Source organism: Flavobacteriales bacterium, assembly GCA_026129465.1.
Taxonomy (GTDB): Bacteria; Bacteroidota; Bacteroidia; order Flavobacteriales_F; family PHOS-HE28; genus PHOS-HE28.
In genome coordinates this window covers 2,648,625-2,661,469 of the sequence record JAHCIA010000001.1, presented here as the reverse complement: position 1 = coordinate 2,661,469, position 12,845 = coordinate 2,648,625, and the positions used below count along the sequence as shown (strand labels likewise).

Genomic DNA, 12,845 nt, shown 5'->3' with positions numbered 1-12,845 from the left:
ACTTGCTTTTCGTCCGTTCGCCGGCTTCTCCGGTCCGGATCCAGTGGGCCTGGCAGGATTTGAACCTGCGACCAAGGGATTATGAGTCCCCTGCTCTGACCGCTGAGCTACAGGCCCCGGTGGCGGGCGAAGGTAACGGGGTGCCATCATTCATCATCGCACGGATAACTTGCCTGGCATGGACAGCTCCATCCGCCGATCGCGCATGGTCCTGATCGCGGCGGCCATACTGTTGGTGGCGGCATCCTGGCGCTGGCGTGTCACCGGCGATGATGGACAGGCCTGGCGCGGGACCCTCGGGAGTGATGGCGCCGGATACTTCGCCTACCATGCGCTCTTCCTCTGGCAGGGCGATCGCGAGGTGTATCCCATGCGCGCCGACCACCTGGTCCCCGCGGGCCAGGGCGAAGTGATCAAATACATGGCGGGGGCACCGTTGATGCAGGCACCCTTCGTGGGCGCCGCGCATTGGGCCGGCCGCTTGTTCGGCGGCGATGACAAACCCCTGGCACGCCGCTATGCCCTCGCCATCAGCCTGGCCGCGCTCGCATGGTGCCTCCTCGGCCTGGCGGCCTTGCGTCGCTTGCTGCTGGACATGGGCTTCGGTGACATCCCCGTGGCCTGGACCCTGGTGGTCATCCTGGCAGGTACCGGACTCGCACAGCACTCGGTGATGTCGCCCGCCATGTCGCACCCCTATGCCTTCGCCGCCATCGCCTGTTTCCTGCTCGCCGCCTGGCGGGCTTGGCATCGCAACAGTGCGATATGGACCGTGGCGGCGGCGGCGCTGTGGGCCTTGGTGTCGCTCATCCGTCCGGTGAATGGCGCAGTGCTGCTCACGTTGCCCCTGCTTCTCCTGTCGCCAGGTCCGATGCTGGGCGCCTGGTGGGCGGGTGCCGGAAGGCGAGCGCTCGTCCCTGCGGTGTTGGTGATGTCGTTGTTGCTCCTGTTGCAGCCGCTGGCCTGGTGGTGGCAGGCTGGCGCATGGGTCGTTCGACCATATGCTGGCGAAGGCTTCCTATGGGCCGAACCGAAGGTGTGGAAGAGCCTTTTCGGCGCGCAAAAGGGGCTCTTCCTCCATTGGCCGCTGCTGTTGATGGGCATCGTGGGCCTGTGGCCATTGTGGCGGCGATCGGCGTGGGCGGTTGGTGGCGTGGCATCGCACGCCATCATCCTGGTGTATGTCACCAGCGCATGGTGGAGTTGGGATTACGGTGACAGCTACGGGCCGCGTCCCTATCTGGACCATCTCGCTGTGGCGGCCGTTGCGATATCGGCCCTGTTCGACTCCTGGTGGCGGACCTCCGCATGGCGGCTGCGTTGGATCATGTCCCCCTTCATCGCGCTCACCCTTTTCCAGTCCTGGCAATACACGGTGGGCATCATTCATCCTTACAATATGGACCGCGAAAAGTGGCGTGCCATCCGCCTGCGCACCGGCGATGTCTGGCGCGGAGCCCTCGGAGGCAACTTCGAGCCGCCACCCTATGCCCCCTGCGGCATGGACACCATCCTGTACACCTCGGTCACACCCGCATCATTGGCGCCGCCCTGGGAGCAGGGCGTCAGGAGATCGACCGTCGATGGGCGCGACTATTTCCACCTGGATGTTGGATCGCCCTATGGACCCACCTTGCGCATCGGCCCGGAGGGGCTTCCCACAGGCCGGGCCTTTCAAGTGCAGGGCCGTGTACGCCGGGGTGAACCGTACCGCGGAAGCAGCCACGAGGCGCTGGTGGTGGCCACGCTTGGTGTTCCGGGTGACGTGCGGGTGTACTACCGTTTCAGATTGAACGACCAGCCCCATGCCACGCGTTGGCGCACCTGGCGTCATGCGTTCCGCATGCCTGCGGCATGGCCCGGGGAGCAACTCTCGTGGTATGTGTGGATGCCACATGATGGCGAGGTCCATTTGGACGATATCGAACTCACGATACGCGCCGTTCGTCCTTGCCCCTGAGCCACGCGCGTAATTTGGCCGCATGATCAAGCACCTGCTTGCCGCCCTGCTTTCGCTGGCCACATGGCTTGCCCAAGGGCAGACCCTGCCCATGGATCTCATGGCCATCGCCACGCAACGCGGCCTCATCGGCATGAGCGTGGTGGCCACCTGCGGCGACCAGGTGACCGATGTGGTGCACCACGGATCGCGCCGCCTTTCACCGGCCCTGCCGGTCACCGACGATACACGCTTCCGCATCGCCTCCATCAGCAAATTGGTGACGGCCATGGGGTTGATGAAACTGCACGAGCAGGGCGCCTTCAGCTTGGACGACGACGTGTCACCCGCGCTGGGCTTCACCTTCCGCAATCCCTCCCACCCGAACACGCCGATCACCTACCGCATGCTGTTGAGCCACCGGGCCAGCCTGCAGGACGGCACCGGCTATGCCAACTTCCTCACCGCCACATACAACAATGCGCCACCGCCGCCCATCAGCCAGCTGGTGGTGCCTGGCGGCAGCTGGTACACGGCCAATATGTGGCGCACCGAGGCCCCCGGCAGCTATTTCACCTACAGCAACGCCACCTACGGCATCGTCGGCACCCTGATCGAGGCCCACAGTGGCCAGCGGTTCGACGCGTATATGCGGCAGCACATCCTGCTTCCCATGGGCATCGAGGGTTCCTTCAACATCCAGGACCTGGACGACATCGGCCAATTGGCCACGCTCTACCGCAACAACATCGCGCAGGCCGACAACTTCGGCGGTGTGATGCCACCCGCCCCGAACCTCAGCGGATACATCATCGGCAGCAATGGCCTGTACTTCGCGCCACAGGGCGGTCTGCGTTGCAGTGCGCTGGAATTGGCGCAGGTGCTTCGGCTCATGCACGGCGAGGGCACCGTGGACGGTGTGACCATTCTGCAACCCGGCACCTACGCCACCATGGTGGCCAATGAATGGCAGTGGAACGGGACCAACGGCGACAACTACTACGGCCTGTTCCGCTCGTGGGGCCTGGGCGCGCATCGCATCACGGCCACCCCGGGGGGCGATGTGGTGCTGCCGGGCATCCTCATGCTGGGCCATGCCGGTGAGGCTTACGGCCTGATCAGCGACCTGTACCTGGAGCCCGCCACAGGCTTCGGCCTGGTGTTCATCACCAACGGCTACACCCCGGGCAACAACTACACGTTCGGCGTCAACAGCGCCTTCTACCGGGTGGAGGAGGAAGTGTTCGCCGCGCTGGGCACCCATGCCCGGCCAGCTTGCTTGAGCACGGATATCCCGGATGCGGGATGGACATCACCACTGCGCACACGCGGCCGCCTGGTGGAATGGGCGGGTGAAGGCTTGGCGACACTTGAAGCATTCGATGCCACGGGGCGTCTGGTGGAACGCGCGACGCTCAATGATGAAGCGCCCTGGCTGCCTGGCACCAACAACCTGCTCCTGCTGCGTGCCACGGACGCCAGTGGACGCACGTATCACTTGAAACTGCCCTGATCGCATCGTGTACCACGGCATCGACACGCTGATCCTCGACCTCGGTGGCGTGCTCATCGACGTGGACTATGCCGCCACCTCACGCGCGTTCACACGATACGGAGCACCGGACTTCGAGCGCTCCTATTCCAAGGCGAAACAGACCGACCTCTTCGATCGCTTCGAGAAGGGTTTCCTTTCACCGGCAGGCTTCCGCGATGAGGTCAGGGAACTCATCGGGGCCGGACTGGATGATGACGCGATCGACCTTTGCTGGAACGCCATGCTCGGCACCATCCCGCCGGAGCGCATGGCACTGGTGGAGGCCCTGAGGGGTCGTTACCGGCTGCTGCTGCTGAGCAACACCAACGCCATCCACGTGCCCGCTTTCGAGGCCATCATCCGGCGCGATCTCGGCATCAGGGACTTCAAAGGCCGCTTCCATGGCGCCTATTACAGCTGTGAGCTGGGCATGCGCAAGCCTGATGCGGAGATCTTCCACCATGTGATCACGGCGCATGATGCCGATCCCGGCCGCACCTTGTTCATCGACGACTCCATCCAGCATGTGGAGGGCGCCCGCAAAGCGGGACTGAACGCCGAACATCTCGTGCTTGCACAGGAAGATGTCATCGGCCTTTCCCGCAGGCTTGGTCTGATCGCCTGAAGAACTGGACCGGGACCCGGTCAGCCGTCGATCTCCGTTGCTACGCGCTGCTGGCAAAGCTCCACCAGCACCCCGCCCGCGCTCTTCGGGTGCACGAAACACACGAGCTTGTTGTCGGCACCGGGCTTGGGTTCCTCGTTGAGGAGCACAAAGCCTTCGGCCTTCAACCGCGCCATTTCGGCCCGGATGTCGGCCACCTCGAAAGCGATGTGGTGGATGCCTTCGCCGCGCTTCTCGATGGCCTTGGCGATGGGTCCGTCGGGTCGGGTGCTTTCCAGCAACTCGATCTTGTTGGGTCCGGTGCGGAAGAAGGAGGTGACCACCCCCTCACTTGCGACCTCCTCGCGCTTGTAGGGTCCTTCACCCAACAGCCTGGTGTAGAGTTCCTCGGCGGCCTCCAGGTCCTTCACGGCGATGCCGATGTGTTCCACGCGGATCATCATGGTGCGAAGGTCGTCAAGAGGCCCTCATCAAAAAGAAAAGCCCTCCGTGAATGGAGGGCTTCCTTGTTCGCTGGCGGGACCATCAACGCTTGATGAAGGTCTCGCCGGTCTTGTTGTCGTAGTTGAGGTAATAGGTGCCGCGCTTCAGGCTGGCCACCTCCACGCGTGTGGCGGTGCCGCGCTTCACGATGTTGCCATACTCGTCGTAGATCTCGAACATGGTGTTTCCGCTGAAGACGATCTCCTCCTTGGGCTTCTGCGGTCCCCAGGTCACGGTGGCCACGCTCGGGTCGGTGTAGGTGACGCTCTCGCTGATGCGCGCGCGACGGGTGAGGTCCACCTGCTTCACGCGGAAGATGTTCTCCCCGCTGTGCGGCGTCACCTGGAACGTGTAGGTGTGCTCGCCGGGCCGGCCCTTGCCGATCACTTCACCGGCCTTCACCCATTTGTTCCAACGCTTCTGCTCCACGATGTAGGGCAGCTCGCCGGTCTCGTTGGTCGCCGTCCAGGAATAGACGCCATCGCTGGAGATGGATTGCTTCACGATGTCGAAGGTGCTGCGCGGGCGCAGCACTTCGGGATTGAGCACCACGGGCGTGCAGCCGTCCTTGTGGCGGATCTTCACCACCACCGGGTCGCCCATCTTCAGACCGAAGTTGTTCATGTCGATCTCAAAGGCGCTCGAATTGATCTCATCGGTGGCGATCTGGTCGTTCACCGTCACCTCGAACACGCAGAAACCCACCCCCGCTTCGGAGAAGGGGTTCTGGATGAAGATGTTGCGGCCCTGGTAGTTGCCTTCGATCACGATGGTGCCAGCATGGGTCACCAAGGTGAGGAGCGCGGCGAGGAGGAGGATCGGCGAACGCATGGCTGCTCTACGGAAAAATGAAGGGCAAGGATAAGGCCTCGGGGCGGCTTTTCCCAGCGGTGTGTGGGGCGCGAGCGGTACAAGAGAGATCGAGTGGCAATATCATCGACCAACGCCACAAATCTATCGACGAACGCTCGTCCTTGTCAATGGCCCTTGTACCGCGCTCCAGCATGGATCGGCACCTTCAGGTGGTTCTCCTTGGGCGGAATTGGGCAACTGTAGCCGGTGCCGTAGGCGCACAAAGGGTTGTAGGCCACGTTGAAGTCCAACTCCACCGAAGCGCCCAAGGGACCACTGAGGTCGATGTAACGACCGCCGCCATAGGTGCTCTCCCCGTTGGACAGGTCGGTGAAGGGGACGAAGAGGTGGTCGGCATAGCGCGGGTCCTTCAACGCATCCTGGTTCTGGTAGACATTCAGCCGGCAGGTCCTGCCATCCACGGTGAAGGAGAGGTAGCCGATGCTGCGGTAGATCGGTTGCTTGGGGCCGGTGGTGGGCATGACGAAGTCAGGCCCCTGGCGGGAGGTGAATCGGGCCGTGACACGGTAGCGCGCATCCGGCGCATATCGGTCGATGGTCTTGAAGGTCTTGAGGTCTTCCGCGGGAAGCGGCGTGCTGCGCGGGTCCTTGAAGCGGGCGTCCTGGGAGGCCCAGAAATCATTCACACGCCTGGCCCAGGCCGGATCCTGCTGGGACCATCCCGGGTGGCAGCACAAGGCCAGGAACGCTACGATGGCAAGGCGCACCATGGGATCAAAGCGGAATGTTGGGACGGACCGATCGCACCATGAACGCCACATCGGCCTCGTTGAAGCGGCCATCTCCGGCGCTTTCCACCACGAAGCGGCGGCCATCGGCTTCGACCACTTGGTAGAAGTGGACGAAGACCAGGGCATCATCCGGATACTCCTGCCGGTAGACCAGCAGATCGGGACCTTCCTCCAGGATGCTGTGCTTGCGGAGCATGTCGCGTTCCAGGTCGGCCTTGAGTCGTGCGACGTCGCCATCATCCTCGGTGATGGTGATCGCGAAACGGGGCCCGGCCGTTACCCGCAGATGGCCGAACTCCTCGTTCCATTTCGCCTTGGCATAGGTGGAGTCCGCGCCGGGATCGATGACCTCGGGCAGGGATACCACCAGAGGCAGGTCGAAAGCCTGGAGGTCCAGCAGGTACTCCTGCTTCGCGTTCTCCGCCTCCATCTCGGCGAGGCGCTGGGCCGCTTCGCGTTTGCCATCGCCACAGGCGGCGAGCAGCAGCAAGGGGATGATGATCAAGGCACGCATGGCCTGCGAAGTTAGGTGGGTCAGGGCCTGCCAGGCAGCACCTTCAAACGCATGCCCGCGCTGTTGGCCCCGAATTCCGGCGCGTACATGCACCGCACCGTGGCCACGCCATGGTGCATGTCGCCGGCATGGGTCACGCGCAGGTCGTACTCCAGCACATGGCGCCCCGGTGGCAGGCGGTCGAAGAAGAAGTGCATGGCCGCATCGCGGATGCTGCGGTAGTGGGTCGTTCCGCCCTGCCCATGCGCACCGCTCAACACCTCCACAGGTTCCAGGCCGGCGGCGCGCAGGTCCTTCAGATGCACGTGGTCCAACCAGCGATCTGTCACGAGCACCACGCGCACTGTAAGACGGTCTCCCGGCACAAGCGGCCGTGCTTCGGCCAGGGGCACCAGCCGGGTACCACCAGCACCGCCTTCCCGCAGGTGCAGCGACCGTTCCACGCTGAAAGGCCCACCTGCCGGGGATAGCGCGTCCATCTTTTCCAGGTATCGCCAATGCAAGGCGGCCCACATCGGCCCCTCCTCCAACTTTTCGATCCTTATGCGCCCCATCCCGGGCTTCACGCGGTCCCCATCCCAGTGTTTCTCCAGGTGGCCGGTGCCCGCTTGGGCCGCATCGAACTTCACCCGTTCACCACCAACATCCACCAGGGGCAGGGTGCTTTCCTCCAAAAGATCGGGGCCCGTGAGCAGCAGGGCGTGCACCGCTGCCGCGGTGGCCGTGGTGGTGCCCCAATCCGTGCTTCGCTTCAGGGTAAGCAGGTGGTGGCGCAGGCCATCCACGGCCGCACTGTCGCGGCCCGCTTCGTGGAATGCTTCGATCAGGAGGGCGAAGGTCTCGGTGGGGAACTGCTGCCGGTCCATGCCAGGCTTGAAGCTCTTCCAATACATGCCGAACTCGTCGTTCCGGGTGGATCGCTCCTTCAGCGAGGCCAGAATATCGCGCGCGGTGGTGTGGTCTCCCGCACGGTGCAGGATCAAGGCCAGCATCGCCTGTTCCTGCAAGCCGTAGCGCGTCCATTGGGCGGCGGCGCGTTCCCGCAGATAGCGCGCCGCGGCGGCGATCTCCGGGAGATCGAAGCCACCCTCCAAGAAGCCGCGCGCATAGAGCAGATGCAGTTCATCGTAACGTGGCAGGTACGTCTCCCGCTCCGCCCGGTCCAGTTCTCTTTCGCGGCGGCGATGGTCGCGTACGAGTTCCTTGCCCAACCAATCACGCGCCCGGTCCACCATGCGATCGATCTCCCCGCGATGCCGCAGGTCGGCGGCGCTGGTGCGCTGCAGATGGCCGAAACCCGCCACGATGTGCTGTGTGACCCAGCGCGAGGCGCCCATCCCGCTGAACCACGGCCAGGAACCATCGGCCAGTTGCATGTCGCGCAACTCCCTAGCCGCCCTGTCCTGTTCGGCGGCCATGCGTTCCAGATCGAAGAGCAGGGCGATGCGCTTCCTGCGTTCGCCATCATCCTTCGCCTGCGCCACCCAGGGCGTTTCCTCCAGCACGATCCCTTTCAACATGGGGTTCTTCTCCAAAGCCGCCAGGAAAGCGTCGGGGCCGCCCGTGATCGCCGTTTCGCGCCATGCATCGAAGACCTTGCGGATGGCGGGTCTTTCGCGCGTGACATGCGCCGCGAGCGCGTTGGCGTAGAACCTGCTGAAGATCTGCTCCGCACAGGCATGGGGGAACTCCATCATATAGGGCAGCGCCTGCACCGCCTGCCACGCGGGGTTCGGTGTCACCTCCAGCATCAACCCCTCGTGGCGCAGCGTGGGCGACGATCCGGATGCGAGCAACGCGGGCGACTCGAAGATGCGGACGCCTTTGCCAGGCCAGGACATCGGCAGACTGTTGGTGACCAGCACACGATCGGAGAGCACCGGCAGCATATGCTCCTCGCCATCGGCATGTCCATCCGCGCGCGCTTCCATCCGAATGGAAACGGCCTCCAGGCCGGGCATGACGGCCACGTTCCATGCCACCACCGCGCTGGCACCGGGCGCCGCCGTGAACGGCTGCTCCTGGATGGCGAGGCCGACCAGCCCTTCGATGCTCTTTCCGCTTTGCGGATCGATCAGACGCAAACGCGCCTTGCCTTCCAGCGTATCCCCCTCCAGCACATCGATGCGCGCGGTGAGTGTGATGCGGTCGCTCTCGCGCAGGGATCGCGGCAGGTTGGGCATCACCATCATGGGTTTGCTGGTCACCACCTCGCGCTCAAAGGCGGCGAGCTTCAGGTCCGGGGTATGCGCCAGTCCAAGGATCCGCCAGCGGGTGAGCGCCTCGGGCATGGTGAAGCGCAGGACCACCTCACCATCCGCGTCCGTGAGGAGGTCGGGGAAGAAGAAGCCCGTTTCGCGGAAGTCGCTGCGCCATGGTGCCGGCAAAGGTTCACTCCCGGCCACAGGCTTGTCCTGCTCCACAGGCGTTCCAGCCTGTGCCATCTCGAGCGAACCGCTATCGCCCTCCATGGGCTGGCCTTCATCGCCTGGTCCGCCTGCGCCCCGCATGTTTCCACCGAAGATCCGGTCGAACACGGATCCTTCATCACTCCACCATGACCATCGGATGTCGATCTCCGGCCATGTGCGCAGCGTATCGCGCGGCAGGTCGTCCGGCCGGTGCATGCGTATCGCATGACGCACACCGATCGGTTCCACTCGCTGCCAACCCTTGCGCACCTGGTAGGCCGGCCATTGGAACATGTGGAAGGCATGCGGCACGAACTGGTCCAGCGAAGCGTCGTACATCGCGGCCAGCACCTGGGCGGCGACCTGCTCACGCGCCGGTCCGGTGATGCGCAAGCGCCATTCTTCCTCGGCGCCCGGCATGGTCCTGTCGCGGAAGCGCATCCACTCCACCTGGAGCTCCTTGTTGTCCCAAGGCACTTCCACCACCTGTGTGCTGTTCACCGCATGGCCTTGGTGCATCGCCAGGAAGTGCACCGCGAAACCCCCGAGGTCATCCTCCTGCACCGGGATGCGTACCAGCTGTTGCTCGTTGCGCAGCATGAACCACCGCGTGACCGCGATGTGCCCCTCGCGCTCCACCTGCATGAGCACACGCGCGTAGGGCGTCGTGGTGCCGATGAGCCATTCCGCATGGTCGCCGGGTCCTGCGCGCGTCCTCATCGGACGGATGCTGATGGCTTCCTGCGCGAACCCGCTTCGCTCCACGCCCGGATCGAACACGGTGAAGTGCTGCCGGACCTCCAGCGTATCGCCCGATCCATCCGCTGTGCGAATGGTGATGCGGTAGCCGCCTACATACCAGTCGCGTATCCCGGGCAAAGGAATGGCGCCCCGGCCACTGCGCCAGCCGCGGAGATCCAGGAGTGTCGAATCCGCCTCGGCATCCACGGGATCGATGTCGCGCGGATCGGGCTCCTGCCCCGGCAAGAGGCGATCCGGACGTGGCCAGGGTCTGGGTGGACGAGGTGCTCCGCGTGGTGGCACCAAGCGCTCGATGCGCACGTCGATCGATCGATCCAGTACGCGCCCAGCGAGATCCCGTACAGCGATCGGCAGACTGTCCACGGTGCTGCGGTCCAATGCTTCCAGGTTGTCCAGGTCGATCTCGGATCCCCACTTGCCCGCATGGACAACGGTCTCGCCCTGCCGCGTTTCTCCTCCCTGCGCCGTGACCTCGGCGGTGATCGTGTAGCTGTGTATCGGTGCGTACGGGCCGGTGAAGCGGGGATCGGATCGTGGCGTGAACACCCACGCGAACATGCCCTGCGCATCCGTTCGCGTGGTGCCTGTGGCCACTTCCTCCGGCCGGCCGGAGCCCGGGAACCAACCTCTGCTCCACCAAGGCATGCGGGTGCTGCGCCGCACGGTAAAGCGCACGTGCGCGTCATCCAAAGGGACGCCCGCATAGGTGGCCGCCGAACCGCTGAGTCGCACCGGTGCATCCAGCCGCGCTTCCACGGCGGCGGTATCGAATCGCACCTCGAAGGAAGGGCGCTTGTACTCCTCCACGCGCACCCACTGGCTGCCGGTGCGTTCCTCCAAGCGCATGGTGCCGGCCAGTCCAGCCGGTGCGCGCGTTCGGCCATGGAAAGCGCCATGGGCATCCGTGGTCACGGGTATCGAATCCACCTGCTGTCCGTTCGCATCGTAAACGACAAGCGCGGTGGCATGCCCCGCTTTCGTAACGGTGGTGCCGCCGCGCGCCACGGTAACGATGCCCTTGAAGTGGATGTCCTGACCCGGCCTGTAGATGGCGCGATCGGTGAAAAGGAAAGTGCGCAGGCTGTCCGCGTCCGGACCGGATGACCAGGGAAAGACCCAGCGATGGCCACTGTAGCATTCGTCCGCGCCATCCACGACGGACCATCGCATGTTCCCCTGGTCGTCGCCCAATGTGGCGCGCACGATGCCATCCGCATCGGTGTTCCAGGTGCCTGCCATCCGCCAGCGCTGCGCGCCCTGTTCGCGTGTGCGCATCCAAGCTGTGACGCGTGCGCCCTGCTTGGGCGAACCGGTGATGCGGTCCACCACCACCACTTCCGCCGACGTGCCGTGCGCACGATCCGCCATGGCCAGCCCGGTCACTTGGAAGGCCGCATGCGCGATGCGGTCCACACCATGCCGGAAGCCGTCCGCATCGCAAGCGATCAACACATAGCGGCCCAAGGGGAGGCCCGCGATCGGCAACTCCACGTGGTGCGGGCTCAGGTCGCCATCATCGGGCGGATCCACATGCCACGCCGCCACAGGCCTGGCCAGCAACAACTGCTGCTCCAGCACCGGGCCATGGCGTGCTTCATCCAATGGCCCGGCAGGGTCCTTCACCACGCGCAGATGCACCCGTTCCAGGTTGGTGTAGCCGAGCAGCGCACGGAAAGGAGCGCCGGGCGATACGGCCTGCTCCGTGCGAAGCTGGAGGTCCGGCGCCAGCAACCTGGCCTTGAGTGCTTCCGCGTTGCGCGCGCCGAAGGAGTTCGGCCAGGCGGCGATCGCTTCATCGCAGAGGGTCACCGCCTTGCGACGTTCCTCCTTCCATGCATCGCCGATGAGCGGGTCGTACAGCGTTCCACGCTGGGCACGCCAGCGGGCCAGGTGCACGGTGGCCTCGCTGAACGCCGGAACACGACGTACACGCTGGCGAAGACGTTCCAAGGCATCGGCGTAGAGGCTGTCATGGCCTTCGATGGCGGCACGCTCATGCACGAAAGCCAGGCGATCCAACGTGGCATAGGTGAGCGCCTCGGGGTCATCATCGCGCAAGTGGCCCTGCTCCATCACCTGCATGGCACGCATGGCCTGCAGTTCCCAAGCGAGCGTATCCTGATGGAGGATGATGCGGTCGGCGAAGTACTCGAAGAGGTCGAAGGCCCTGGGGTCCGTGATGCGGAAGGGATCGAGCGGCGAGGTGATGCGCGTTTCGGTGTTGCGCAGCACCGCCAAAGCACGCCGCGCGAGCAGGTCCAACAGGCTTGGTTCGTCCATGGATCCACTGCGCGTCCATGGGTCCTTCGGGAACAGGGGGCTGGGAGCCGAAACCTCCTCGATCAGCAGCTCGCGCAATTCCGCCGCCGGGATCCACGCCAGCGTATCCGCGGGGATGAGCGATGCTCGGTAGTGCGCCGTGATGCGCCGCATGTACATGCGCTGGTCCCAGGTGTCGATCTCGGCGGGCTCGCCCACTTGATCGGTGGGGGTGCGCTCCAGTACCTGCCATCGCCATTGCTGATAGTGCTCCCAATAGGCCTGGCCCAGCGCGCTGTGCAACAATTGACGCAGGGGCACATGACCGCGGTCCTCCTCACGCCAAATGCCTTCCGCCAACTCGCTTTCGCGCAACGGCGGCCGTGTGCTGTCGCTCAATTCCCGCAACCGCCCTTCCATGTCCGCGAGCACGGCGCCCATCCCATCGCCGGTGGCCAGCCGCGACCGCGCCGCCGACATCCACGCGCGGAACTCCGTGCGCCAGTCGCCGCTCCGCTGTGCCTCCGTGCGAAGGCTGTCGGCCAGTTCGCGCGCGGAAGCGTAGAGGCCCTTCCCCACCAAGCTGTCCATGCGCGTCCAACGTGGGTCCGCAGGACGATCCGCGGTGATGACCTCCTTGTGCGAAACGCAGGAGCCCGACAGCGCGACCGCGAACAGCGCGATCAAGCGGACCGCCAAGGACGAGCTGCGCAT

8 protein-coding genes and 1 tRNA gene are annotated in these 12,845 nt (G+C 64.7%); 3 read left to right on the top strand and 6 right to left on the bottom strand.

Annotated features, from left to right (window positions below):
* Positions 1–44: 44 nt before the first annotated feature.
* A tRNA-Ile gene (locus KIT10_11360) sits at positions 45–117 on the bottom strand.
* Between the two features lie 61 nt (positions 118–178).
* Between KIT10_11360 and KIT10_11355 the strand changes: the two genes are divergently transcribed.
* The 3 genes from KIT10_11355 to KIT10_11345 are packed head-to-tail and all read left to right on the top strand — an operon-like array spanning position 179 to position 4,098.
* Positions 179–1,960 carry a hypothetical protein gene (locus tag KIT10_11355; protein MCW5899854.1) on the top strand — a complete coding sequence of 594 codons (1,782 nt, stop codon included), beginning with the start codon at positions 179–181 and terminating at the stop codon, positions 1,958–1,960.
* 22 nt (positions 1,961–1,982) lie between these two features.
* Positions 1,983–3,452, top strand: coding sequence for a beta-lactamase family protein (locus tag KIT10_11350; protein ID MCW5899853.1), 1,470 nt, complete (start codon positions 1,983–1,985; stop codon positions 3,450–3,452).
* 7 nt (positions 3,453–3,459) lie between these two features.
* Positions 3,460–4,098, top strand: a complete 639-nt coding sequence (locus KIT10_11345; GenBank protein ID MCW5899852.1) for an HAD family phosphatase — start codon at positions 3,460–3,462, stop codon at positions 4,096–4,098.
* A 20-nt stretch (positions 4,099–4,118) separates the two neighbouring features.
* Here KIT10_11345 and mce read toward each other — a convergent pair whose 3' ends face one another.
* The 5 genes from mce to KIT10_11320 form a co-directional block, all read right to left on the bottom strand.
* Entirely contained in the window at positions 4,119–4,538 is a 420-nt protein-coding gene (gene mce / locus KIT10_11340) for a methylmalonyl-CoA epimerase (protein MCW5899851.1), read from the bottom strand.
* Between the two features lie 85 nt (positions 4,539–4,623).
* Positions 4,624–5,412, bottom strand: a complete 789-nt coding sequence (locus tag KIT10_11335) for a hypothetical protein (protein ID MCW5899850.1) — start codon at positions 5,410–5,412, stop codon at positions 4,624–4,626.
* A gap of 146 nt (positions 5,413–5,558) precedes the next feature.
* Entirely contained in the window at positions 5,559–6,164 is a 606-nt protein-coding gene (locus KIT10_11330; GenBank protein MCW5899849.1) for a DUF1684 domain-containing protein, read from the bottom strand.
* A 4-nt stretch (positions 6,165–6,168) separates the two neighbouring features.
* Positions 6,169–6,699, bottom strand: coding sequence for a hypothetical protein (locus KIT10_11325; GenBank protein MCW5899848.1), 531 nt, complete (start codon positions 6,697–6,699; stop codon positions 6,169–6,171).
* A gap of 20 nt (positions 6,700–6,719) precedes the next feature.
* A complete protein-coding gene (locus KIT10_11320) occupies positions 6,720–12,818 on the bottom strand; it encodes a hypothetical protein (protein ID MCW5899847.1) in 6,099 nt (2,032 codons plus the stop codon).
* Positions 12,819–12,845 lie beyond the last annotated feature (27 nt).

Excerpts from the sequence above, each read along its gene's own strand:
- KIT10_11355 (MCW5899854.1), top strand. The coding sequence starts at position 179 with ATGGACAGCTCCATCCGCCGATCGCGCATGGTCCTGATCGCGGCGGCC.
- KIT10_11325 (MCW5899848.1), bottom strand. The coding sequence starts at position 6,699 with ATGCGTGCCTTGATCATCATCCCCTTGCTGCTGCTCGCCGCCTGTGGC.
- KIT10_11350 (MCW5899853.1), top strand. The coding sequence starts at position 1,983 with ATGATCAAGCACCTGCTTGCCGCCCTGCTTTCGCTGGCCACATGGCTT.
- KIT10_11330 (MCW5899849.1), bottom strand. The coding sequence starts at position 6,164 with ATGGTGCGCCTTGCCATCGTAGCGTTCCTGGCCTTGTGCTGCCACCCG.
- KIT10_11335 (MCW5899850.1), bottom strand. The coding sequence starts at position 5,412 with ATGCGTTCGCCGATCCTCCTCCTCGCCGCGCTCCTCACCTTGGTGACC.
- mce (MCW5899851.1), bottom strand. The coding sequence starts at position 4,538 with ATGATCCGCGTGGAACACATCGGCATCGCCGTGAAGGACCTGGAGGCC.